Below are 23,658 nucleotides of genomic sequence, written 5' to 3' on the forward strand. Positions count from 1 at the left end.
AGACCCCCGAGGGGTTTGGTCTGAGTGAGTTGTGTGCTGATCTCAAGCGGCACCCCGCTCAGACCTCCTCGACGCTGTTCGGCTCCCGCCGGGACAGGTCGATGCCCAGTTCCTCCGCGGCACGGAAGACGTCCTCCTCGCTGTCGCGCATCTCGACCCGGCTTCCGTCGGACGAGAGCACCTCCACGTTCAGACACAGGGACTGCATTTCCTTGACCAGAACCTTGAAGGACTCCGGGATACCCGGCTCCGGAATGTTCTCGCCCTTGACGATCGCCTCGTACACCTTGACCCGCCCGACGACATCGTCGGACTTGATCGTCAGCAGTTCCTGCAGCGCGAAGGCGGCACCGTAGGCCTCCAAGGCCCACACCTCCATCTCGCCGAACCGCTGACCACCGAACTGCGCCTTACCGCCCAGCGGCTGCTGGGTGATCATCGAGTACGGACCGGTCGACCGTGCGTGGATCTTGTCGTCGACCAGGTGGTGCAGCTTCAGCATGTACATGTAGCCGACACCGACCGGCTCCGGGAACGGCTCACCCGAACGGCCGTCGAACAGCCGGGCCTTGCCCGATCCGTCGACCATCCGGACGCCGTCACGGTTCGGCAGCGTCGAGCTGAGCAGGCCGGTGACCTCCTCCTCCTTGGCGCCGTCGAACACCGGGGTGGCGACGTTCGTCATCGGAGCAGCCGAGCCGGCGCCGATCTTGATCAGCCGCTGCGCCCACTCCTCCTGGTTCTCCGGGTCGATCTCCCAGCCGCGGCTGGCGATCCAGCCGAGGTGGGTCTCGAGCACCTGACCGACGTTCATCCGGCCGGGCACGCCCAGCGGGTTCAGGATGATGTCGACCTGGGTGCCGTCCTCGAGGAACGGCATGTCCTCGACCGGAAGGATCTTGGAGATGACGCCCTTGTTGCCGTGACGGCCGGCCAGCTTGTCGCCGACCGAGATCTTCCGCTTCTGGGCGACGTACACCCGGACCAGCTGGTTGACGCCCGGCGGCAGCTCGTCGCCGTTGTCACGGTCGAAGACGCGGACACCGATGACGGTGCCCTCCTCGCCGTGCGGCACCTTCAGCGAGGTGTCGCGGACCTCACGGGCCTTCTCGCCGAAGATCGCGCGCAGCAGCCGCTCCTCCGGGGTCAGCTCGGTCTCGCCCTTGGGGGTGACCTTGCCGACCAGGATGTCACCGGTGGTGACCTCGGCGCCGATCCGGATGATGCCTCGCTCGTCCAGGTCGGCCAGCATCTCGTCGGAGACGTTCGGGATGTCCCGGGTGATCTCCTCCGGGCCCAGCTTGGTGTCGCGAGCGTCGACCTCGTGCTCCTCGATGTGGATCGAGGTCAGCAGGTCCTGCTGCACGACGCGCTGGGACAGGATGATCGCGTCCTCGTAGTTGTGACCCTCCCACGGCATGAACGCGACCAGCATGTTCCGGCCGAGCGCCATCTCGCCCTCGTCGGTGCACGGACCGTCGGCGAGCGGGGAGTTCACCTCGACACGCTGCCCCGCGTCGACCAGCGGGCGCTGGTTGATGCAGGTGCCCTGGTTCGACCGGCGGAACTTCGCCAGCCGGTAGGTCTGGTACGTGCCGTCGTCGGCGGCGATCTCGATCAGGTCGGCCGAGACCTCCTTGACCACACCGGCCTTGTCGGCCACGACCACGTCACCGGCGTCGACCGCACCGCGGTACTCCATACCGGTGCCGACCAGCGGAGCGTCGGCCGTGATCAGCGGCACCGCCTGGCGCTGCATGTTGGAGCCCATCAGCGCGCGGTTGGCGTCGTCGTGCTCGAGGAACGGGATCATCGCGGTCGCCACCGACACCATCTGGCGCGGCGAGACGTCCATGTAGTCCACGTCCTCGACCAGGGCGAGCTCGACCTCACCGTGCCGCCGGCGAACCAGCACGCGGTCCTCGGCGAGCCGGTCGTCGTCGGTCAGCGCGGCGTTCGCCTGCGCGATGACGAACCGGTCCTCCTCGTCCGCGGTCAGGTAGTCCACCTGGTCGGTGACCTGACCGGACACGACCTTGCGGTACGGCGTCTCGACGAAGCCGAACGGGTTCACCCGGCCGTACGACGCGAGCGAACCGATCAGGCCGATGTTCGGGCCTTCCGGAGTCTCGATCGGGCACATCCGGCCGTAGTGGGACGGGTGTACGTCGCGGACCTCGAAGCCGGCCCGCTCGCGGCTCAGACCACCCGGGCCGAGTGCGTTCAGCCGGCGCTTGTGGGTCAGGCCCGCGATCGGGTTGGTCTGGTCCATGAACTGCGACAGCTGGGAGGTGCCGAAGAACTCCTTCAGCGCCGCCACCACCGGACGGATGTTGATCAGGGTCTGCGGCGTGATCGCCTCGACGTCCTGGGTCGTCATCCGCTCCCGGACCACGCGCTCCATCCGGGCCAGGCCGGTGCGCAGCTGGTTCTGGATCAGCTCACCGACGGTACGCAGCCGGCGGTTGCCGAAGTGGTCGATGTCGTCTTCCTCGACCACGATCTCGCCGGTCGGGGCGGGCAGCTCGGTCTTGCCCTCGTGCAGCGCCACCAGGTACTTGATCGTGGCGACGATGTCGTTGATCGTCAGCACCGCGGTGTCGTGCGTCTCGTCCCGGCCGAGCTTCTTGTTGATCTTGTACCGGCCGACCTTGGCCAGGTCGTAGCGCTTGCCGTTGAAGTAGTAGTTGTCCAGCAGCGCCTGAGCGGCCTCCCGCGTCGGCGGCTCACCCGGCCGCAGCTTGCGGTAGATGTCCAGCAGCGCGTCGTCCTGCCCGGAGGTGTGGTCCTTCTCCAGGGTGAGCCGGATCGACTCGTAGTCGCCGAACTCCTCCAGGATCTGCGCGTCGGTCCAGCCGAGCGCCTTCAGCAGCACGGTGACGTTCTGCTTGCGCTTGCGGTCCAGCCGGACACCGACCATGTCGCGCTTGTCGACCTCGAACTCCAGCCACGCGCCGCGCGACGGGATGATCTTGGCGGTGAAGATGTCCTTGTCCGACGTCTTGTCCGGGGTGCGCTCGAAGTACACACCGGGCGAGCGGACGAGCTGGGACACGACGACCCGCTCGGTGCCGTTGATGACGAAGGTGCCCTTGCGCGTCATCAGCGGGAAGTCACCCATGAAGACGGTCTGGCTCTTGATCTCGCCGGTCTCGTTGTTCATGAACTCGGCGGTGACGAACAGCGGAGCGGAGTACGTGACGTCCCGCTCCTTGCACTCGTCCACCGTGTTCTTCGGAGGCTCGAAGCGGTGGTCGCGGAACGACAGCGACATGGTGCCGCTGAAGTCCTCGATCGGGGAGATCTCCTCGAAAATCTCTTCCAGGCCGGAGGGGCCGGACAGTTCGGTCCGTCCCTCGGCCTCGGCGGCGGCCACTCGGGCCTGCCACGTTTCGTTGCCGACCAGCCAGTCGAAACTGTCCACCTGCAGCGCAAGCAGATCCGGAACCTCTAGAGGTTCGGAGATCTTTGCGAAGGAGATGCGGCGTGGTGAGCCGGAAACGTCGGAAATGCTGTCGGACTGGGGGTTGCGCGAGGCGACCAAGGGGCGTCCTTCCACGGGCTCGCAGAAATCACTTCGGTGCTGGGAGCGCACGCCGAACCGCCCTAGTCAAGTCGAGACCCGAACCAGGGTGGAGGTTAAAGGCAGCGCAAAGCACAAGATTACATGATCCAGGCAAGCCTGTCCAATGGGGTCCAACACTATGCCGTCGGACCACCCTTTCCGTCAAGGACCGACCCGGTGTCTCCAGCGAGTAGATCACCCGCGAGACCTCCGGCGCCCTCCTGGTGCGGAGTCACAAAGAGACTACAGTCCGGCGATCTCCTGGACCAGCCATCGGCCGTCCTTTCGGACCATCGTGAACCTCGTCCGGTTGAGGTCGACCCGGGGACTACCCTTCGTGATCGTGCTGGTGGTGGTCTGGTTCACGAAGATGATCAGCGTGACCCGGTCTGCGTTCCCGTCCCGGACCCCGACCTCGCGGACGTCGGCCTTGACCGTCGCCTTGGTCTTGGTGGCCAGTTCGCCGGCCACCTTCGCGGTCTCGTCGAACTTGGCGGCGAAGTCCGGGGTCATCGTCGACCGGGCTGCGGCGAAGCTCTTGTCCAGGTCGCGGTAGTCGTAGCTGAGCGCGGTCTCGGCCGCTTTCCGGCCGGCCGCGGCCGCCTGATCCCGGGCGTCCTCGGCCTGCTTGCCCTGCCACGCCTTGATCCCGAGCACCGCCCCGACGGTCAGCACGAGTACGACGACCACCGCAAGCACCACGGACAGGACCACGCCCAGGCCACGCTTGCCGGTGGCCACCTGATCCTGCACGACCCGGTAGCTGTCCTGCTCGGCCGGCTCGCCCGTTTCCGGGTCCAGGACGGTCAGCTTGAAGGCCTCGTCGTCACTCCAGGTAGCCAATTCGTCGTCATCGGCGACCCGGACGGTGACCTCTGGCCGGTCCGATGTGGCCGGGCTCACACCCTCGGCGCCCGCTTCGGTGTCGTTCGTTGTCAGGTCGTCGCCGGCGGGCGTCGTACCCGGGGTACGGCGCTGGCCCGCGATCCGGGGGCGGTTGCGGGAACGGTCCGGCATCAGCCCACCACCTGGAGGTCGGCGGTCAGCCAGTGGTCGCTGTCGCGCACCATGTCCAGCTTGATCCGGTAGCGGCGCTCCACCCCCTGGGCGGAGGCGGTGTTGGTGACGACCGCGTTCACGATCACCAGCACCTGGGCGGAGTCCTTGTCGTTCGAGACCACCGCGGCCTCCTTCACGTCACCCTTGGAGGTCGCCTTGTTGGTCAGCACCTCGGCCTTCACCGAGTCGGTGCCGGCCTGGAACTCCTGTTTGAACTGACCGGTGGAGTCGTCCAGCACCCGCTTCGCGTCGGCGTCCCAGGTCTTGTAGTCGTACGTCGTGAAGTCCAGCGCCAACTGCCGGGCGGCCTTCATCGCGCCGTCGCGCTGCGAGTCGTCGGCCCGCTGCTTCTGCAGTGCGATCACCGACAGCGTCGTACCCGCCAGCGCCACCACGAGCAGAACGCTCAGCGCCCACGCCAGAATCAGAGGTCCCCGCCGGGACTTACCAGAAGTCACTTGCCGGTCACCGGTCCAAGGATGAGAGCTTTCCAGGAGTCGCTGCCGAGCAGCTCTTCCTGGCCACCGGTCGAGCCGAGGACGATCTCCGGCATGCCGCCGGAGCCGCCGGCGGCGCCGGTGGTCGGGTCGTAGCCGATGCCGTAGCCGGTCCGGTTCCGGTCGCCGCTGGTCGACGGGCTCGGCTTGTTCTGCGAGCCGCGGACGTTCACGTCCGTGGACGGCTTCGCGGTGCAACCCGCCTTGTTGTTGGCCGGGATGTTGGTGAGATCCTGCGGGACCCGCTGGTCCGTGCTGCCGTAGCCGGCTCGGCAGGCGGGCGGGTCGAAGCCGAGAACCAGGCCGAAGTGCGCGTCGTAGTGCCCGTCGCTGTTCTTCGCCGGTACGACGTACCCGCCCATCGACACCGCCGGGTACACCACCAGCAGTTGCTCGACGGCGTCCAGCCGGACCGCGGTCATCTCGCTCACCGTCAGCAGGTTACCGAGCAGCACCGCGATGTCCGCCCGGTTGTCCTGGATCAGCCCGGTGATCTGCTGCGACGCGAGCGAGCCCTGGTCGATCACCTGGCGCAGGTCCGCGTCCGAGCTGACCAGGGTGTCGGACAGCAGCGCGAGATTCTTCGCCCAGGTCTTGATCGCGCCGCCGCTGGCGACCTGGGTGGCCAGCACGGTGTCGCCGTCGTTGATCAGCTTGATCGTCTGCAGGATGTTCGCGTCCGCGTCGTCGATCAACGTGCCGGAGCTGTCGATGATCCGCTGCAGGTCGGTGCCGCGGCCCTTCAGCGCCGCGCCGAGCTCGCGGACCGTGGTCTGCAGGCTCTTCTTGTCGACCGAGTTGACCAGCTGGTCCAGGTTCAGCAGCAGTTCGGTGGTGTCGATCGGGATCGCGGTGTCCGCGCGGGCGATCTTGGAGTTGTCGCGGAGGTACGGGCCACCGTCGCGCCGCGGCTGCAGGTCGACGTACTGCTCGCCGATCGCGGACCGGTTCGCGACGACCGCGAGCAGGTCGCTGGGGATCTTCGTGTTCTTCTCGATGTCGAGGTTCACCTCGACGCCGTCGGACAGCAGCTTGAGTTCACCGACCCGGCCGACCGGCTGGCCGCGGTACGTCACCTCGGCGCCGGTGAAGATGCCGCCGGACTCGGCGAAGCTGGCGCTGACCGTGTAGTCCTCGTCGAAGAACAGCTTGTCCACCTGGGCGTACTTCGCACCCACGAAAGCCACACCGACGACGGTGATCAGCAGGAACACCATCAACTGGATCCGGACCGCTCTGGTGATCACTTCGCCACCCCCGGCATCAGCGCCCGGGCCAGGTCGGGATCGAGCCCGGGCCGGTTCAGCTTCGGCGTACAGACCGGCAGGCCGAGCAGCGTGATGCAGCTCGTCGCCGTCCCGGTCGGGACCGGAAGCGCCGGCAGGCCGTTGCCCTGCGGGTTGGTCGAGTTGTGCAGCGGGATGCTCAGCCCGGGCAACGGGATCGACGCGGGCCCACCGGTCGGCAGCTTGAGACCCAGCAGGCCTTGCAGCGCCTTCTGGGTGTTCACGTCCAGCGTGATCCCGAGGTTGGTGAAGTCACCGCCCACCGCCTTGGCCGCGCCGTCCGGGAACGGGTAGGTGAACAGCAGCTCGAGCGACTTCGGCAGGTCCTCCCCCGCCTGGGCCAGCTTGGTCAGGATCGGGTACAGCGACTGCAGGTTAGCGACCAGGTCCTTCTGGGACGCGGTGATCACCCGGGTCGCCGTGTTCCCCAGCGTCGCCAGGGCCTCCAACGTCTTGACCAGGGCCGCCCGCTGCTTGTCCAGTGTCGCGATCGACTTCGGCAGCGAGTCGATCGCGGTGGCCAACGTCGCTTTCTGGGCGTTCAGCTTCTTGGCGAGCGCATCGACCGCCGTGATCGCGGTGACGATCCGCTGCTTGTTCTGGTCCAGGGTGCCGACGAACGTGTTCAGCTGGGTCAGCACGCTGCGGATGGCCGGCTCGTTGCCGGTCAGCGCCTTGTTCAGCTCCTGGGTGATGATCTGCAGCTGAGCCACACCGCCACCGTTCAGCAGCAGCGACAGCGCCGACAGGACTTCCTCGACCTCGACGTTGCTGGTGGTCCGCGACAGCGGGATGAGCTCGCCGTTGTCCAGCTTCCCGCGCGGCTCCTCCGACCCGGTCGGCGGAGCGAGCGAGACGAACTTCTCGCCCAGCAGGCTGGTCTGCCGGATCGTCGCCCGCGCGTTGTCCGGCAGGTCGAGGCTCTTCGGCAGCTTCAGCCGGACCTTCGCGACGTACCCGTCCAGCCAGACCTTCTCGACCGTGCCGACGGTGACGTCGTCCACCTTCACCGACGACTTCGGCACCAGGTCCAGTACGTCGGCGAACTCGACCGTCACGGTGTACGACGGTCCCTTGATCTTCGCGCCACCGGGCAGCGGCAGCGAGTACACGCTGAAGTCGCACCCGGTCAGCACCATGGCCAGACCGAGCACTCCGGCGACGATCTTCGTACGGCGTCTCATCGGACCAGCCCCCCGAGGGTCGGGTCGACCGGGTCCGGGCTCGACAGCTTCGGGGCCGGCGCCGGCGCCCACGGCGTACCCGCCGGGCCGCCGCTCGGCGGAGCGCCGGTGATCTGGCTCAGCAGCGGCAGCTTCGGCAGCGCGGCGAGGACCGGCTTCAGCGCCGAGCAGGTTGAGAGCGGTTGGTTGGCCTGCAGCAGCAGCGAGCAGATGAACGTCGCCGGGTCGTCCAGCTGGGCCAGGTTGATCCGCTGGTCCAGCGTGCCGAACTGCGGGTTGTAGATCCGGGCCAGGTTGCCCAGGCCGAGCGGAGCCGTGTCGAGGACCTCGGCCAGTGCGGCCTTCTCCTTGACCAGGATCTGCGACAGGTCGGTCGCGCCGGAGACCGTGGTCTTCACCAGCGTCCGGTTGTCCTTCACGAACGTCGCAACCTCGCCGAGTGCGGTCGCCAGCAGCGACAGCGACGAGGCCAGGTCCTTCCGCTCGCCGGCCAGGGTGGTCGAGGTGGCCGCGAAGTTGGTGTTGAACTGCTTCACCAGTTGATCGTTGGCGGCCAGCGCGGACACGAAGGTCTGCAACTGCCGGATGGTCGAGAACAGGCTCTGCGAGTTGCTCGCCAGCGTCCCGGTCAGCTTGGACACGTCCGTGATGGTCTGGTTCAGCTTCGCGCCCTGGCCGTTGAGGTTCTGCGCGGACACGTCCAGGAGCCGGGACAGCGCGCCCTGGTCGTTCGCGCCCTTCGGCCCGAGTGCGACGGACAGGTCGTTCAGGCTCTGGTAGATCTGGTCAAGCTCCAGCGGTACGGCGGTCCGGTCCATCGGGATCTCGGCACCATCGGCCATCACGTCACCCTTGGAGTACACCGGGGTGAGCTGGAGGTACCGGTCGGCCACGATCGACGGCGCGGCGATCACCGCCTTGGCGTTGGCCGGCACCTTGTGCTCGGCCTCCCACCAGAACTTCACCCGGACCGACCGGCCGGCGGGAGTGACGCTCTCCACCTCGCCGACCTTGATCCCGAGGATCCGTACGTCGGAGCCGGGGTACACCGACACCGCGCGCGGGAAGTACGCCGTCGCGGAGACCCGATCGGCCTTCGGCCACAGCGAAACGACGGTGACCGTGACGATCACCAGGACGACCGCCATCGCGACCAGGCGGGACAGTGACGCGAGCTTCATCAGCCGCCACCTCCGACCTTCGGCAACGGGATCTCCGGCACCGGGACCAGGTTCTGCACGTAGGTGTCGAACCACGGGCCGGTGCCCAGGGTGTTCGTGAACAGCTTGACGAACGGCGCCAGGCCGCGGATGCTCGCGTCCAGGTCGTTCTGGTTCTTCAGCAGCGTGGCCAGTACGGCGTTGACCTTCTGCAACGTCGGTGTCAGGTCCTTGCGGTTCTCCCGGACCAGCGCGGTGATCTGCGCGGACAGCTTCTGCGTCGAGACCAGCAACTGGTGGATCAGTGCCCGCCGGGCCTGCACGGCCTGGAAGACCGAGTTGCCGTCCTTGAGCAGCTTGATCAGCTGCTGGTTGCGGTCGGCAAGGACCTTGGTGACCACGTTCGAGTGCTGCAGCAGCAGCTTCAGCTGCTCGTCCCGCTTGGCGACGTTCTGAGACAGCCGAGACAGGCCGGTCAGCGACGCCTGCACCTCGTCCGGCGTGTTCTTGAACGTCGCCGACAGCGTGTCGAGGGCCTTGGCCAGCTGCGTGGTGTCGATCCGCTCGGTCGTGTTCGCGAGATCCGTGAACGCGTCCACCACGTCGTACGCCGAGACCGTCCGGTCCAGCGGGATCTCGGATCCGGCCTTCAGCTCGCCCTTGCCGGCCGGGTTCAGCTTCAGGTACTTCTGGCCCAGCAGGGTCTTGATCTTCATCTCGGCCCCGGTCTGGTCACCGAGCTTCACGCCCTGGTCCACCACGAAGTCGACCCGCACATGCGTGCCCTCGAGCTCGACCTTGCGCACCTGCCCGACGCGGACGCCGGCGACCCGGATCTCGTCGTTCGGCTTCAGGCCACCGGCCTCGGAGAACTGCGCGGAGTACTTCGTCCCGCCACCGATCAGCGGCAGGTCCTGCGCCTTGAACGCGGCCAGCATGATCAGCCCGATCACGGTCAGGCCGATCACGCCGACGGTCACCTGGTTCTGCTCACGGAACGGGGTCACGGTTTGGTGCACCTCGCCGAGTTGTTGTCGTAGGCAACGGGGATGCGGGTCCCGGTCGGCAGGGTGACGTTGCCGTCGAAGTTGCACAGGTAGAAGTTGAACCAGGAGCCGTACGACGCGGTCCGGGTCATCGTGTTCAGCTTCCCCGGCATGTTCTGCAGCGTCTTGACCCAGATCGCCTGGGTGTCGTCCAGGGTGGTGGCGACTGCGCGGATCTTGTCCAGGTCCGCCTTGATCGGCACCCGGGTCTGCTGCAGCAGGCCGGCCGTCTTGGCGTTCAGCGAGTTGATCGAACCGAGCGAGTTCAGGATCGGGTTGATGTCCTGACTCAGCCCGGTGATGAACTGCTGCAGGTTCACCAGCAACTGGGAGAAGTTCTGCTGCCGCTGGGAGACGATCTGCAGTGTCGAGGTCAGGTTGGTGATCAGGTCACCGATCACCTGGTCCGCGTCGGCCAGCGTGGTGGTCAGCGACGCCGTCTTGGCCAGCAGCGACTCGATCGTGCCGCCCTCGCCCTGCAGCACCTTGATCACCTCGAACGCGAACTGGTTCACGTCCGCCGGCGTGAGCGCGGTGAACAGCGGCTTGAACCCGTTGAACAGCACCGACAGGTCCAGCGCCGGAGCCGTGCGCTCCTTGGGGATGACGGCGTTCTTCTTCATCCGGTCGCCACCACCGACGCCGTCGGTGAGCGCGATGTAGCGGTTGCCGACCAGGTTCCGGTAGCGCAGCGTCGCGTGCGTCGAGGCGTCGAGGATCTGGTCGGAATCGACGCTGAAGGTCACCATCGCCAAGGTGTCCTGGTACAGCGCGATCTTGTCGACCTGACCGACCTTCACGCCGGCGATCCGGATGTCGTCACCCTTGTTCAGCCCGACCGCGTCGGTGAACACGGCGCGGTACTTCGTCGCCGCGTTGAACGTGATGTTCCCGATCGTCACCGCCAGCAGCGCGGTCGCCACCGTCGTCACGACCACGAAGATCGCCAGCCGCACGGTGTCGATCGAGGTCTTCTTGTCCAGGAATTTCATGCGAGATTCACCTGGCCTCCCCGGAGGAGGGGGCCGACCATGAGGGTGGTCAGATCGGGTACGTCGGTGGCCGGGACGCCCATCGCGGGGCCGACGACCGAGTCGATCACCTGCTGCTCGGCCGGCGTACCGACGCCGCCGGTGTCCAGGTCGAAGCCGGGCACCGCCCGGTTCAGCTGCAGGTTCACCGGGAAGCGCTGGTTCTTGTTGTGGTCGCCGATCACGCCGTCGTCACCGGTGACGTACGGCGCGGGGTTCTGCTGGTTGTACGGGCCTGGCTTCGCACCGGGGTGGCTGTAGTTCTTGCCGACACACGTCGGCCCACGGTGGTCCTTGTACGCCGGCAGTTCGTTCGGCGCGTACGGCGTCGGCTGGTTGGTGATCAGCTCGAGGTTGATGTTCAGCCTGCCGTCGCGGAACGTGTCGTTGAGCCTCGGGGCGGTCTCGGTCATCACCTTGAGGAAGCACGGCATCTCGGGCGAGTACCGCTCCAGCAGATCGAGCACCGGTCGGCTCACCTCGCCGAGCCGGATCACCTTGTCCTCGTTCTGCTTCAGGAACGTGTTCGTGGTCGAGGACAGGCCCTGCACGTCGACGAAGAACTTCTGCAGCTGCGCCTGCTTCTCCACCACCGTGTTGCCGGTGACGGTCAGGTTGCGCAGCGCCCGGACCAGGTCCGGCGTGGCATCGCCGTACAGCTCGGAGACCTGGGTGAGCTTGGTCAGCGCGTCCATCAGCTTCGGGACGTTCGGGTTCAGCTTCTTCAGGTAGCCGTCCAACTGGGTCAGCGTGCCGCCGAGCTCGGCGCCGCGACCCTCGAGCGCGGTGGCCAGAGTGTTCAGCGTGGCGTTCAGGTCGGCCGGGTCGACCGCCTGCAGGAGCGGCAACGCGTCGTTCAGCACCTTCTCGATCTCGATGCCGACCGCGGTCTTGTCCCGTGAGATCACGTCTCCGGCGCGGATGTGGCGACCCTCGGTGCCCTCCGGCGGCACCAGGGCGACGTACTTCTCACCGAACAGCGTCTTCGGCAGGATCCGGGCGCTGACCGCGCTCGAGATCTCGCCGATCTGGTCAGGCTTGAGCGCCAGGTTCACCGTCGCCTCGTCGCCGTCGGTGGAGACACTGCGGACCTCGCCGACGATGATGCCGCGCAGCTTCACGTCGGCGTGCTCGTTCAGCTGCAGGCCGATGTGGCTGGTCTTCAGCTCGACGTCGACCGTCTTGGTGAAGACCTTGGCGTAGAACGCGTACGTCAACCAGAGCAGGAAGCACAGCACGCCGATGAAGGCGACCCCCAGGACTCGTCTCGTCATGCCGTCACCCCGCCAGCCTGACGGTGGTCGTCGTGCCCCAGATCGCCATCGAGAGCAGCAGGTCGACGACGTTGATGACGACGATGGAGGTCCGGACCGCACGACCGACCGCGACGCCCACACCGGCCGGACCGCCGGTCGCGTGGTAGCCGTGGTAGCAGTGCACCAGGATCACCAGGACGGAGAACACCAGCACCTTGCCGAACGACCACAGCACATCGCCGGGTGGCAGGAAGAGATGGAAATAGTGGTCGTACGTGCCCGTACTCTGCCCGTAGAACGTGGTCACGGTCAGCCGGGTGGCGAAGTACGACGCGAGCAGGCCGACGACGTACAGCGGGATGACCGCGACCAGGCCGGCGATGATCCGGGTGGTGACCAGGAACGGCAGCGACGGGATCGCCATCACCTCGAGGGCGTCGATCTCCTCGCTGATCCGCATCGCGCCCAACTGCGCGGTGAAGCCGCAGCCGACGGTCGCGGCCAGCGCGATCCCGGCGATCAGCGGGCCGATCTCACGGGTGTTGATGTACGCGCTGACGAACCCGGCGAAGGCCGACGTACCGATCTGGTTGAGGGCGGAGTAGCCCTGCAGGCCGACCTCCGTGCCGGTGAAGAAGGCGAGGAACGTGATCACGCCGACGGTGCCGCCGATCACCGCGAGGGCGCCGGTGCCCAGCGTCACCTCGGCCAGCAACCGGAGGATCTCCTTGCGGTACCGGGTGATCGACTTGCCGGACCAAGCGAGCGCCTTGATGTAGAACGAGAGCTGCTCGCCCAGCCGGTCGAGCGAGTGCAGCGGCTTCTTCACCAGGGTGTCGACGAGGGCTGCCATTCTTCAGGCCCCCTTCGGCGGAACGAGCTGGAAGTAGATCGCGGTCATCGAGAAGTTCGCGACGAACAGCAGCATGAAGGTGATCACGACGGACTGGTTCACCGCGTCGCCGACACCCTTCGGCCCGCCGCCCGCGTTCACTCCCTTGTACGACGCCACGACCGCGGCGATGAATCCGAAGACCAGTGCCTTCGCCTGCCCCTGCCACAGGTCGGGCAGGTGAGCCAGCGCGGTGAACGAGGCTATATAACTGCCTGGTGTGCCGTCCTGCAGCACGACGTTGAACACGTAGCCGCCCATCACGCCGACCACGCTGACGAAGCCGTTCAGGAAGAACGCGACCAGCATCGTCGCCAGCACCCGCGGCACGACCAGCCGCTGGATCGGGTCGATGCCGAGCACCATCATCGCGTCCAGTTCCTCGCGGATCTTCCGCGAGCCCAGGTCCGCGCAGATGGCCGATCCGCCGGCGCCGGCGATCAGCAGCGCGGTCGCGATCGGCGACGCCTCCCGGACCACGGCCAGTACGGCGGCCGACCCGGTGAAGGCCTGCGCGCCGAACTGCTTGATCAGCCCGCCGACCTGCAAGGCGATCACCGCACCGAACGGGATCGCGACCAGGGCGGTCGGGACGATCGTCACGCTGGCGACGAACCACGCCTGCTGAAGGAACTCCCTCAACTGGAACGGCCGGCGCACCGAGGCGCGGGCAGTGTCGAGGGCGAAGGAGAACAGCGAGCCGGCGTGCTTCAGCGGGGCGGTCGCGGAAACAGTCACGTCGCGCCCACCCTCGTGTCCGCGAACGAACCGGGTGGCGGGGTGATGCCGTTCTCCCGGCACCACTCACCCGGCGGGCGCTGCGTCGCCCGGAGCATGCCGCTGCTCGGCAACTGCTGGATCGGGATCGGCGGCAACGGCGGAAGCTCCTGGCCGGCCTCGGCGGCCAACTCGTCGGCGTCCTTCTCCTCGGACATGCCGATCGGGCCGATCATCTGCGCGTTCAGGAACTGCCGGATGACCGGCTCCTCGCTGGACAGCAGCATCTCGCGCGGGCCGAACATGGCCAGATGCCGGTGGTACAGCATGCCGATGTTGTCGGGCACCGTCCGCGCGGTGTTGACGTCGTGGGTGACGATCAGGAACGTCGCGCCGAAGGCCTCGTTGAGGTCGATCATCACCTGGTTCAGGAACGACGTACGGACCGGGTCCAGACCGGAGTCCGGCTCGTCGACCAGCAGGATCTCGGGGTCCAGCACCAGCGCGCGGGCCAGGCCGGCCCGCTTGCGCATACCGCCGGAGATCTCGCCGGGCAGCTTCTTCTCCGCGCCGACGAGGCCGACCATCTCCATCTTCTCCATCACGATGGAGCGGATCTCGGACTCGGACTTCTTGGTGTGCTCGCGGAGCGGGAACGCGACGTTGTCGTACAGATTCATCGAGCCGAACATCGCGCCGTCCTGGAACAGCACGCCGAACAGGCGGCGGATCTCGTACAGCTCGCGCTCGCTGCAGGTCGCGATGTCGGTGCCCTCGATGTAGATGTGGCCCTTGTCCGGCTTGAGCAGACCGATCAGCGTCTTGAGGAACACCGACTTTCCGGTGCCGGACGGGCCGAGCATGACGCAGATCTCGCCGGCAGGCAGCGTCAGGGACACGTCGCCCCAGATCAGCTGGTTTCCGAAGGACTTGGTGAGACCTTCGACGCGGACTTCTACGCCCACCGGTCCTCCTCACGGGATGTCTGTACGGCCCCGAACCGACGAGTTTCTGCCCGGTCCAACGAGGCACGGTTGCCTAGGTTACGCACGAGTACGGTTTTGCGTAAACCCCCGTATGTCAAGCGACGGTGACCGCTTGGTCACGCTCCGGTCACGCCGATCACGGTGCGTCGATCGGCCAACACGGAGTGCTGATAGGCACACGGCACCGGCGATCTTAGCGGCTGCCCGAGGTCTGTCCCGACCGCGACCCGAAAGTTAGCGTCGATCAAAGGTTTCGCACTGCCATGGAGGGGACGACGGATGAGCATCGAACGACGAACATTCCTGAAGGGCAGCGCGGCCGTCGCGGGCGGGGTGTTCGCGGCCGGGCCGTTCCAGGGATTCGTGGCCCAGCAGGCAGTCGCGTCGCCGCAGAGCAGTGCGCCGTTCCGGGCGCTGCGGGCGATTCCGGACCGGCGCGACGGCAAGGTCCGGCTGCATCTGCCGGAGGGCTTCAACTACCGGTCCTTCCACGACACCGAGTTCCCGGTCGTGCTGACCGACGGCACGAACCTGCCTGGACGGCACGACGGCATGGGCGCGTTCACCCGCCGCAACGGCAACATCGTGCTCGTCCGCAACCACGAGCTGAACAACCCCGGTACGCCGTTCGGTCCGGGGACGCCGTACGACGCGATGGCACAAGGCGGGACGACGACGATCGAGGTGACGCGATTCGGCGAAGTGGTCGACGCCTACACCAGCCTGAACGGCACGATGATGAACTGCAGCGGCGGAATCATGCCGTGGGACAGCTGGATCACCTGTGAGGAAACGGTGAACGGGCCCGACGTAGGACCCGATTTCACCGGCGCGCCGAACGTGGCGCTGACCAAACCGCACGGTTTCGTCTTCGAGGTCCCGGCCCGCGGCCAGTCCGAGCGCGAGCCGATCACCCACGCCGGCCGCTTCGCGCACGAGGCCGTCTCGTTCGATCCCAGGGACGGGTTCCTCTACCTGACCGAGGACAACTTCGCGTTCCCGTCCGGGTTCTTCCGCTATCGCCCACCGCGCAACCCGATGAAGCATGGGCGGATCGAGGACGGCGGCCGGTTGCAGATGCTCGCCGTCAAAGGCCGTCCGAACCTCAACCTGGCCGCGGAGCAGCCCAGGCGCGCGACGTACGACGTCACCTGGGTCGACATCGACGACCCTGCCCCGGCGTTCCCGTACACACCAGGGCAGACCGCGCCGACGACGAACGACCAGGCGCTCGTGTACGTCGGTGACCAGGGCCGCGCGCAGGGAGCGGCGTACTTCTCCCGGCTGGAAGGACAGGTGTACGACGACAACGTCGTGTACTTCTGCTCGACGCAGGGTGGTGGCGCGGCGGAGACCGGACCGGATCCGGTCGGTGGGTACGGCAACGGGTTCGGCCAGATCTGGGCGTACCACACCCGGGCGCGGAAGCTGCAGCTGATCTACCAGTCGCCGAACCGGGCGACCCTGGACTTCCCGGACAACGTGACGACCAGCAAGCGCGGGACCCTGGTGGTCTGCGAGGACAACACCGAGGACAACTACCTGCGTGGCCTGTCGCGGGGCGGCCAACTGTTCGACATCGCGCTGAACCGGCTGACCAGCAGCACCGGGGTGGACCGCTCCGGGGACGAGTGCGCCGGTTCCACCTTCAGCCCGGACGGCCACACGTTGTTCGTCAACATCCAGGCCAGTCGCGGCATGTCGTTCGCCATGTGGGGCCCGTGGCACCGGATCGGCGTCTGACGGACGTCGAAGAAGACCTCCTGCTCTGGCTGCACGACGACGCGACGGTTGCCCGGCTCATCAGCGACCTGACCGAACTGGAACCACTTGCAATCGTCGCAGTCGTCGTCCTGGTTGTGCTGCTGGCGCTACGCCGGTCGACGGACGCGGTGTTCTTCGCGGCCGGGGTCGGCGTCGTGTGGGCGGTGAATCCGCTGCTGAAGCAGCTCGTCGGGCGGTCGCGACCGGATCTCTGGCCGTTGCCGCCGGACGTGTCGGAGTACAGCTTCCCGAGTGGTCACGCGGCGAACACCGCGGCTCTGGTCGGTGCGCTGGTGCTGATCCTGTACCGACGACCGCCCGCGGTTCTGCTGGGAGGGGCTGTTCTCCTGGCGGTCGGATGGTCGCAGTTGGCGCTTGGACGGCACTATCCGACCGATGTGCTCGCGGCGTGGGTCTGGGCACTGACGTGGGTCTGGGCGCTGACGCGGGTCGGGATGCTCCGGAACGTGACGAAGGGCGGTCCTGGGTAGGACCGCCCTTCGGCGTACTGCTGGGTGTGCGGCTGATGCCGCACAGATCACTTCAGGGTGACGGTGGCGCCGGCGCCCTCGAGGGCCTCCTTGGCCTTCTCCGCGGCAGCCTTGTCGACCTTCTCCAGGATCGGCTTCGGAGCCGCCTCGACGAGGTCCTTGGCCTCCTTCAGACCAAGGCTGGTGAGACTGCGCACCTCCTTGATGACCTGGATCTTCTTGTCGCCGGCGCTCTCGAGAACGACGTCGAACTCGTCCTGCTCCGCGGCCTCCTCGGCAGCGGCGGCCGGGGCACCCGGAGCAGCGGCGGCAACGGCGACCGGAGCAGCGGCGGTCACGCCGAACTCCTCCTCGAACGCCTTAACGAACTCCGAGAGCTCGAGCAGGGTCAGTTCCTTGAACTGGCCGAGCAGCTCTTCGGTGCTGAGCTTCGCCATGGTGGCGGTCCTTCCTGATACTGGTACTGGTGATCACTGATGGGGTGTTACGGGTGAGATCCGCGTCAGCTGTCGGCTGCCGCGGTCTCCTCGGTGCTCGCCTCGGCAGGTGCCTCGACCGTGTCCTGCACGGCCGGCGCCTCGTCCGCAACCGTGTCCTGCACGGGGGCGGCCTCGGCCGGCAGCTTGTCCTGCAGCGCCGCGAACAGGCGCGCGGCCTGCGACAGCGGAGCAGCGAACAGCGACACCGCTTGCTGCGGGGCCGCCTTCATCGCACCTGCGAGCTTCGCGAGGAGGACCTCACGCGACTCCAGGTCAGCGAGCTTGCTGATCTCGTCAGAGCCGAGTGCCTTGCCTTCCAGCACTCCACCCTTGATGACGAGAAGGGGATTCGCCTTGGCGAAGTCACGCAGTCCCTTGGCCGCGGTCACCGGGTCACCCTTGATGAAGGCGATTGCCGATGGGCCCTCGAGCAGCGAGTCGAACGAGTCGACACCGGCGTCCTTGGCCGCGATCTTGGTCAGCGTGTTCTTCACCACGGCGTAGTTCACGTCGTCACCGAGCGCAGTACGCAGTTGCCGCAGCTGCGCCACGGTGAGACCGCGGTACTCGGTCAGCACTGCGCCGTTCGAGCTCCGGAACTCGTCCGTGAGCTCGGCGACAGCGGCTGCCTTGTCCGGCCTCGCCATGGGGTCTCCTTCCAACCTGCTTTCGCAGGGTTTGGCTTCAACGCCTCGACCCCGGGCCGGCCCCTCAGAACGAGAAAACGCCCCTGCGCAGGCGCAAGGGCGTGAACATACTGAATGTCACACTGTCCAAGTCACCTGCGCGGGCCGCCCACTCAATCTGTGGGACCTTCAGTCACTCGAAAGTGACGACCAGCGGTCTTCGGCAATGTTCATTGTGCCTGACCGTTACTCCGGAAACCAAATCGGTTCCGTCAGGCCGGTGCTTCGGCGGTCGGGTGTGGCGGGATCCAGCGATGCATCGCGGTGGCAGCGGCCCACCCCGTCGCGGCCATGATCACGATCGCTGGAGCGAGTCCGAACAGAGCTGTAGCCCCGGCCAGCAGCAACGGCCCGCTGCCGTTGCCGGTGTCGGCGAACAGCCGGAACGCACCGAGGAACTGCGCGCGCCCGATCGGCGGAGAGGCATCCGCACCCAACGTCATGATCACGCCGGCGCCCAGACCGTTGCCGACGCCCATCAGCAACGCGACCGCGGTGAGCGCGACCGTGGTGTGTGTCAACGGCAGCAGCAGATGCGCCAGCCCGAGGACAAGCATGGACGGTACGGCGACCCACTTGCGGCCAAGGCGGTCCATCACCGACCCGGCGGGATAGAACAGCAGCATGTCGACCGCGCCCGACAGTCCGAAGATGATGCTGGTCGCCTGCGGATCGAGCCCGAGGTGCAACGCCCACAGCGGAATGACCACCTGCCGTGACGCACGGACCGCACCGACCAGCAGTGCACCGACGCCGAGAGTCCGCAGTACTGGCAGGTGATCGCGGATCACACCCCAGGTCGACTGCGCGGACACCGGTCGGCTCCCGCGCGTACGTCGTACCGACTCGACGTCGGGGAGACTCAGCAGCACGCCACACGCCAGGACTGCGGCGACCAGGTGGACCCAGTAGGCGCCGTCGGTGCCGAGGAAGCGCATCGCGAACGCGCCGAGGAACGGTCCGATGAAGGAGCCGATGCGCTGTACGCCGCCAAGAGTGGAAAGGGCACGGGCGCGCAACTGGATCGGCACGGCCTCGCTCAAATACGCCTGACGGGCCAGACCCCACACTGCGCCGGCCAGTCCGGTCGCACCGATCGCGATCGCCAGACCCCAGACCGTCGGGACGACGATGCAGGCCGCCAGCGCCAGAGCGACCAGCACGGTCGCGGCGAGCATCGCGCTCCGCTCACCGATCTTGGTGGTGAGCGCACCTGCCGGGATGTCACCGATGACCTGGCCGAGACCGGCCGCCGCCACGACCACACCGGCGACGGCGACCGAGGCGCCGAGGTGGGTGGCGGACACCGCGACCACGGGCGCGATCGCGCCTTGCCCGATGCCGTAGAGCAGAGCGGGCAGATAGACCGACGGTGCGATCTTCCAGAGGCTTGCCGCTCCGGTCATGAGCTGCTGACCGCCGGCTCCGAGGCGCGCGCCGTACCGCGGTCGCGTTCGGCCGGGGTGGCGCCGAGCAGCTCGGACACCGACCACGCGGCGGGGACCACCCGCTCGCCGAACTCGTCCATCCGCTCCATCGGCATCCGCATCTCCGGCCCCGAGACCGACAAGCAGCCGACCGCCTGACCGGAGAAGTCGAAGACCGGAGCGGCCACGGATCTGATGCCGGGCGTTCGTTCGGACAGGGACTTCGCGAAGCCTCGGGTCCGGATCTCGGCCAGCTGAGCGGCCAGCGCGACCGGATCGGTGATGGTCTGCGGCAGCACCTGCTCGAGCGGACCGGCCAGCACCTCGACCTGCCGCTCCCACGGGGAGAACGCCAGCAGAACCTTGCCTGGAGCACCTAGTGGCAACTGCACCGGGATGCCGAACTCCGTGTACGTACGACGTAACTGGTGACGGCTCTCGACCTGCTCGAGGACGACTCGTTGCCCGGACGGGAGCAACTCGTGCACGGCCGCCGTCTCCTCGGTCTCGTCGCGAAGGGCACGCAGTACCGGCATCGCGGCGTCCCGCAAGGTTGCCGGGATCCCGCCGCTGTGCGCCAACTGGGCGACCAGTGGACCGATCCCGTACCGGCGGTGTGCCGTCTGGCGGATCAGCCCGTTCTCCTGCATCGCCAGCAGCAGCCGGTGCACGGTGCTGGTGGACAGACCGGTCGTGCGGGCCAGGTCACTGATGCCGAGATCGGGCGTCCGGCCGTCGAAGCAGCGCAGGATCGCCACCGCCCGATCGATGGACTGCACCGATCCGTGGCGTCCGGGGCTTTCCTGCATGACGAAACCGTATCCCACGATGCGGGAAGTTTGCATCCGCTCCCGATATACGGACAGGACCATGCCTAGGCTGTGGCGCACCTGTCACCCGCGCGTCGAAGGAGCAGCATGGCCGGCCGATTCGTCCAGGTGGGATCCGCGAAGCTTGCTAGTGGCAACGAAGTTCCGGTGGTACTCGATCCGGATCGCGGCGTGGTGCCGATCGCCGACCTCGGCTTCGCTCCGGACCTGCCGGCGCTGTTCGGTACGACGACCCTGGCGGAGCTCGCGCTCGCGGCGGAGCGCGCGCCGGACGACGTGTTCCACGCGTCGGCCGAGTGCGTGGCGCCGTACCGGAATCCGCGCAAGATCTGGGGCATCGGGCTGAACTACCTCGAGCACGCCGGCGACCTGTCCGAGAACGTGCCGACCGAGCCGGCGTCGTTCATGAAGGGCGACCACACGATCATCGGTCCGGGTGATCCGATCCCGGTGCCGTCGCAGAGCCGGCGGACGACGGCGGAGGCCGAACTGGGGCTGGTGATCGGCCGGGAGTGCTACCAGGTCGAGGAGGACGAGGCGCTCGACCACGTCTTCGGCGTCGTCCCGGTGCTGGACCAGACCGCCGAGGACATCCTCGAGAAGAACCCGCGCTTCCTGACCCGGTCGAAGAACTTCCCCGGCTTCTTCTCCTTCGGCCCGTGGATCACCGGCCTGGACGCCGTACTGGCGCACTGGGGCTCACTCGACGCGGTCGAGGTCTCGACGGTCCTGAACGGCGAGGTCCACCGCAGCAACACGATCGCGAACATGGCCTTCAGTCCCGCGTTCCTGGTCAGCTTCCACAGCAAGGTGATGCCCCTCTACCCCGGCGACATCATCTCCCCCGGCACCCCCGGCGCCGTCCACATCACCCCAGGCGACACCGCTGAATCCCGCATCCCCGGCGTCGGCGTCCTCACCAACCCGGTCACCGCCGGCCGCTGAGAGCCGGTGGCACCTGGTGCAACCGGATAGCACCAGGTGCCTTGCCGATCAGCTGAGGACGGCGAGGGCGTCGATCTCTACCAGCATGTCTTCGCGGGGGAGGCCGGTGAAGACGGTGGTGCGGGAGGGGAGAACACCGCTGGGGGTGCGGGTGGAGAGGAACTCGGCGTACGCCTCGTTCATGACGGCGAAGTCCTCGCGCTTGGTGAGGTAGACGCGCATCATCACCACGTCGTCGAAGCTGCCGCCGCCGGCCCTCAGGATCGCCTCGACGTTCTGCAGCACCCGCGTGGTCTGGCCCTTCACGTCACCGGTGAAGACGAACTCGCCGGTGGCCGGGTCGACCGAACCCTGACCGGACACCTGCAGGATGTTGCCCTTGCGGACGCCCTGCGAGTACACCGGCATCGGCGCGGGCGCCTCGGTGGTGGACACGGCGGTCTTGTCGGACATCAGGTCTGACACCTCTCAGTTGTAGTCGGCGCTGATCGCCTTGGTGGTGGCGAGCAACTCGGGCAGAAGCTCGAGCACCTGCCCATAGTCCAGCAGGACGTCGGGTACCGAGATCGAAACGGCCCCCACGATCCGGCCGTGCTGGTCGGCGACGGGCGCACCGATGCAGTTGATGAAGGACTCGTGCTCGGCCCGGTCCTGCGCCCATCCCTGCGCCCGGACCGCGTCCAGTTCGGCGCGCAGAGCGTCCGGATCGGTGATCGTCTGCGGAGTGAACGCGTGGTACTCGATCGACTCGAGCAGCGCCTCCCGGATCCGCTTCGGTTGAGCCGCCAGCAGCACCTTCCCGACAGCCGTGCAGTGCAGCGCGGCCGGTACGCCGATCTGCGAGTACATCCGCACCGACCGCACACTGTCGAGCTTGTCGACGTAGATGACCTCACCGTTCTCCCACGCCGCCAGGTGGACCGTCTGACCGGTCTTCTGGTTCAGCTGCCGCAGATGGGGCGCCGCCACCTCGCGTACGACGTGCTGCTCGCGCGCCGCATCCGCCAGCGCGAACAGCCGCGACCCCAACCGGTAGCGGTGCGCGTCGTCACGCCGTACGAACCGATCTGCCTCCATGGTTCGCAGCAGCCGCAGCACAGTCGTCTTGTGTACGCCGAGCTCCGCCGCCAGCTGGTCGAGCGAGCGCTCCCCCTCGCCCAGACTGGCGAGGATCTGCAGCGCCCTGGCGAGACTCTGACTCATGCCGCCGTCTTCACACCAGCCGGGCCGACGTGCGTCGCGGCCCACTCCTCATCGGAGCAGGTCAGCAGTGCCTGGCGCACGGCAGGGTCTAGCGGAGCAGCGTGGTCCTCCGGTACGGCCAGCACGGCCGCAGCACCGAGGTGCCCCAGCCGGAGCCGCTGCTCCATCGGCAGCCCTTGCAGTGTCGCCGCCAGGAAGCCCGCAGCGAATGCGTCGCCCGCACCTACCGGCTCGACCACCTCGACTGTGAGCGCAGGAACCTCAGTACGACGTCCGTCCGGCTCCAGCACCAGCGCGGTGTGCGCGTCGTCCTTCAGGACCAGCGTCGACCGCGGTCCGAGGAGTTCACGCAGCTCACCGGGGTCCTTGGTGCCGGCGAACACCAGCGCCTCGTCAGCACCGATCAGTACGACGTCCGCCGCGCGCAGCAACCGCCACAGCGGCGCCGGGTCCTTGTCGCGCCACAGAGCCGGGCGCCAGTTGAGGTCGACGCTCAAGGTGAAGTCGTGCTGCTGCTCAGCCAGGCTGTCCAGCATCAGTGCGGCCGTTTCGGAGATCGCTGCGGTGATTCCGGTGGTGTGCACGAGCTTTGCCTGTGCCAGCCGGTCGCGGACCGCCGGCCGGTCCAGGAACGAGGGAGTCATGGCGGAGGCCGCCGAACCGGTGCGGTAGTAGTGCATCCGCGAGCGACCGCCCAGCGACTCCTTCACATACATCGCGGTCGGCCGGTCGGGGTCGATCTCGACTCCACCGACCTCCACACCGCGTTTCTGCAGGTCGCGCAGAACGTGCCGACCGAAGCCGTCGTCTCCCAGCCGCGAGATCCAGCCGGTCGGGATGTCGAGCGCGGCGAGTCCGCCGGACACGTTGCACTCGGCTCCGCCGACCGATCGCCGGAACGTCTCGACGTCCTCGAGCGGTACCTCGGTCTCCCCCGCCAGCATGATCATCGCCTCGCCGACACAGATCGCGGCGGGGGTCTTCGCGGCACGGTCCGGCGCAGGCAGGTCCGGGGCGGCGAGGTCTGGGTTGGCGAGGTCTGGGGCGGCGGCCGTCTCAGGGAGCGGTTCGGCCATCGGCACTCCTCGGGGTGCGAGTGATGGGATGGGAGCTGAGACACGTGTCGTTGACGGGGATTTCGGCGCGATGCTACA

Annotated in this window: 22 protein-coding genes; 3 read left to right on the plus strand and 19 right to left on the minus strand. The window is 67.4% G+C overall.

Annotated features, from left to right (window positions below):
• Positions 1 to 58 precede the first annotated feature (58 nt).
• The 12 genes from rpoB to ACIBG5_RS16410 form a co-directional block, all read right to left on the minus strand.
• Positions 59 to 3,544, minus strand: coding sequence for a DNA-directed RNA polymerase subunit beta (gene rpoB, locus ACIBG5_RS16355; protein WP_360446684.1), 3,486 nt, complete (start codon positions 3,542 to 3,544; stop codon positions 59 to 61).
• Between the two features lie 264 nt (positions 3,545 to 3,808).
• Positions 3,809 to 4,582 carry a hypothetical protein gene (locus ACIBG5_RS16360; RefSeq protein WP_396392332.1) on the minus strand — a complete coding sequence of 258 codons (774 nt, stop codon included), beginning with the start codon at positions 4,580 to 4,582 and terminating at the stop codon, positions 3,809 to 3,811.
• Entirely contained in the window at positions 4,582 to 5,082 is a 501-nt protein-coding gene (locus ACIBG5_RS16365; RefSeq protein ID WP_396392333.1) for a hypothetical protein, read from the minus strand. Before ACIBG5_RS16365 ends, ACIBG5_RS16360 begins: the two co-directional genes overlap by 1 nt.
• Entirely contained in the window at positions 5,079 to 6,368 is a 1,290-nt protein-coding gene (locus ACIBG5_RS16370; protein ID WP_396392334.1) for an MCE family protein, read from the minus strand. The genes ACIBG5_RS16365 and ACIBG5_RS16370 overlap by 4 nt, the downstream gene beginning before the upstream one ends.
• Positions 6,365 to 7,591, minus strand: a complete 1,227-nt coding sequence (locus ACIBG5_RS16375; RefSeq protein ID WP_396392335.1) for an MCE family protein — start codon at positions 7,589 to 7,591, stop codon at positions 6,365 to 6,367. The genes ACIBG5_RS16370 and ACIBG5_RS16375 overlap by 4 nt, the downstream gene beginning before the upstream one ends.
• Positions 7,588 to 8,772 (minus strand): MCE family protein, encoded by a 1,185-nt coding sequence (locus ACIBG5_RS16380; protein WP_396392336.1) that lies wholly within the window; start codon positions 8,770 to 8,772, stop codon positions 7,588 to 7,590. Before ACIBG5_RS16380 ends, ACIBG5_RS16375 begins: the two co-directional genes overlap by 4 nt.
• The gene (locus ACIBG5_RS16385) at positions 8,772 to 9,758 is read right to left on the minus strand and encodes an MCE family protein (RefSeq protein WP_396392337.1); all 987 of its coding nucleotides are present in this window, start codon (positions 9,756 to 9,758) and stop codon (positions 8,772 to 8,774) included. The genes ACIBG5_RS16380 and ACIBG5_RS16385 overlap by 1 nt, the downstream gene beginning before the upstream one ends.
• Positions 9,755 to 10,789, minus strand: a complete 1,035-nt coding sequence (locus ACIBG5_RS16390) for an MCE family protein (protein ID WP_396392338.1) — start codon at positions 10,787 to 10,789, stop codon at positions 9,755 to 9,757. The genes ACIBG5_RS16385 and ACIBG5_RS16390 overlap by 4 nt, the downstream gene beginning before the upstream one ends.
• Complete coding sequence (locus ACIBG5_RS16395) at positions 10,786 to 12,102, minus strand: MCE family protein (protein WP_396392339.1); 1,317 nt, start codon at positions 12,100 to 12,102, stop codon at positions 10,786 to 10,788. The genes ACIBG5_RS16390 and ACIBG5_RS16395 overlap by 4 nt, the downstream gene beginning before the upstream one ends.
• Positions 12,103 to 12,106: 4 nt before the next feature.
• On the minus strand, positions 12,107 to 12,937 hold the full coding sequence (locus tag ACIBG5_RS16400) for an MlaE family ABC transporter permease (RefSeq protein ID WP_396392340.1): 831 nt from the start codon (positions 12,935 to 12,937) through the stop codon (positions 12,107 to 12,109).
• Positions 12,938 to 12,940: 3 nt separating this feature from the next.
• Positions 12,941 to 13,714, minus strand: coding sequence for an MlaE family ABC transporter permease (locus ACIBG5_RS16405; RefSeq protein WP_396392341.1), 774 nt, complete (start codon positions 13,712 to 13,714; stop codon positions 12,941 to 12,943).
• Positions 13,711 to 14,658 carry an ABC transporter ATP-binding protein gene (locus tag ACIBG5_RS16410; protein ID WP_396392342.1) on the minus strand — a complete coding sequence of 316 codons (948 nt, stop codon included), beginning with the start codon at positions 14,656 to 14,658 and terminating at the stop codon, positions 13,711 to 13,713. The genes ACIBG5_RS16405 and ACIBG5_RS16410 overlap by 4 nt, the downstream gene beginning before the upstream one ends.
• A gap of 300 nt (positions 14,659 to 14,958) precedes the next feature.
• On the opposite strand from ACIBG5_RS16410, the gene ACIBG5_RS16415 reads away from it, so the two are divergent.
• Both ACIBG5_RS16415 and ACIBG5_RS16420 read left to right on the plus strand, forming a co-directional pair.
• Positions 14,959 to 16,422 (plus strand): PhoX family protein, encoded by a 1,464-nt coding sequence (locus tag ACIBG5_RS16415; RefSeq protein WP_396392343.1) that lies wholly within the window; start codon positions 14,959 to 14,961, stop codon positions 16,420 to 16,422.
• Positions 16,401 to 16,934 (plus strand): phosphatase PAP2 family protein, encoded by a 534-nt coding sequence (locus ACIBG5_RS16420; protein WP_396392344.1) that lies wholly within the window; start codon positions 16,401 to 16,403, stop codon positions 16,932 to 16,934. Before ACIBG5_RS16415 ends, ACIBG5_RS16420 begins: the two co-directional genes overlap by 22 nt.
• 47 nt (positions 16,935 to 16,981) lie before the next feature.
• Here the strand turns inward: ACIBG5_RS16420 and rplL are convergent, their stop codons facing one another.
• The 4 genes from rplL to ACIBG5_RS16440 all read right to left on the minus strand — a co-directional run bounded on the left by rplL (position 16,982) and on the right by ACIBG5_RS16440 (position 20,335).
• A complete protein-coding gene (gene rplL / locus ACIBG5_RS16425) occupies positions 16,982 to 17,371 on the minus strand; it encodes a 50S ribosomal protein L7/L12 (RefSeq protein WP_396392345.1) in 390 nt (129 codons plus the stop codon).
• A gap of 65 nt (positions 17,372 to 17,436) precedes the next feature.
• Positions 17,437 to 18,060, minus strand: coding sequence for a 50S ribosomal protein L10 (gene rplJ / locus ACIBG5_RS16430; protein WP_360446711.1), 624 nt, complete (start codon positions 18,058 to 18,060; stop codon positions 17,437 to 17,439).
• A gap of 251 nt (positions 18,061 to 18,311) precedes the next feature.
• Positions 18,312 to 19,505: an MFS transporter gene (locus tag ACIBG5_RS16435; RefSeq protein ID WP_396392346.1), complete on the minus strand. Its 1,194-nt coding sequence runs from the start codon at positions 19,503 to 19,505 to the stop codon at positions 18,312 to 18,314.
• Positions 19,502 to 20,335 carry an IclR family transcriptional regulator gene (locus tag ACIBG5_RS16440; RefSeq protein WP_396392347.1) on the minus strand — a complete coding sequence of 278 codons (834 nt, stop codon included), beginning with the start codon at positions 20,333 to 20,335 and terminating at the stop codon, positions 19,502 to 19,504. Before ACIBG5_RS16440 ends, ACIBG5_RS16435 begins: the two co-directional genes overlap by 4 nt.
• Positions 20,336 to 20,443: 108 nt before the next feature.
• On the opposite strand from ACIBG5_RS16440, the gene ACIBG5_RS16445 reads away from it, so the two are divergent.
• Positions 20,444 to 21,301, plus strand: a complete 858-nt coding sequence (locus ACIBG5_RS16445; protein ID WP_396392348.1) for a fumarylacetoacetate hydrolase family protein — start codon at positions 20,444 to 20,446, stop codon at positions 21,299 to 21,301.
• A 48-nt stretch (positions 21,302 to 21,349) separates the two neighbouring features.
• Here the strand turns inward: ACIBG5_RS16445 and ACIBG5_RS16450 are convergent, their stop codons facing one another.
• Genes ACIBG5_RS16450 through ACIBG5_RS16460 form a run of 3 tightly spaced genes read right to left on the minus strand, consistent with a single transcriptional unit; the run spans position 21,350 to position 23,580 of the window.
• Positions 21,350 to 21,754: a RidA family protein gene (locus ACIBG5_RS16450; RefSeq protein ID WP_396392349.1), complete on the minus strand. Its 405-nt coding sequence runs from the start codon at positions 21,752 to 21,754 to the stop codon at positions 21,350 to 21,352.
• A gap of 15 nt (positions 21,755 to 21,769) precedes the next feature.
• Positions 21,770 to 22,504 (minus strand): IclR family transcriptional regulator, encoded by a 735-nt coding sequence (locus tag ACIBG5_RS16455; RefSeq protein WP_396392350.1) that lies wholly within the window; start codon positions 22,502 to 22,504, stop codon positions 21,770 to 21,772.
• Complete coding sequence (locus tag ACIBG5_RS16460; RefSeq protein WP_396392351.1) at positions 22,501 to 23,580, minus strand: sugar kinase; 1,080 nt, start codon at positions 23,578 to 23,580, stop codon at positions 22,501 to 22,503. The genes ACIBG5_RS16455 and ACIBG5_RS16460 overlap by 4 nt, the downstream gene beginning before the upstream one ends.
• Between the last annotated feature and the right edge of the window lie 78 nt (positions 23,581 to 23,658).

This window comes from Kribbella sp. NPDC050241 (assembly GCF_044459685.1).
Classification (GTDB): Bacteria; Actinomycetota; Actinomycetes; order Propionibacteriales; family Kribbellaceae; genus Kribbella.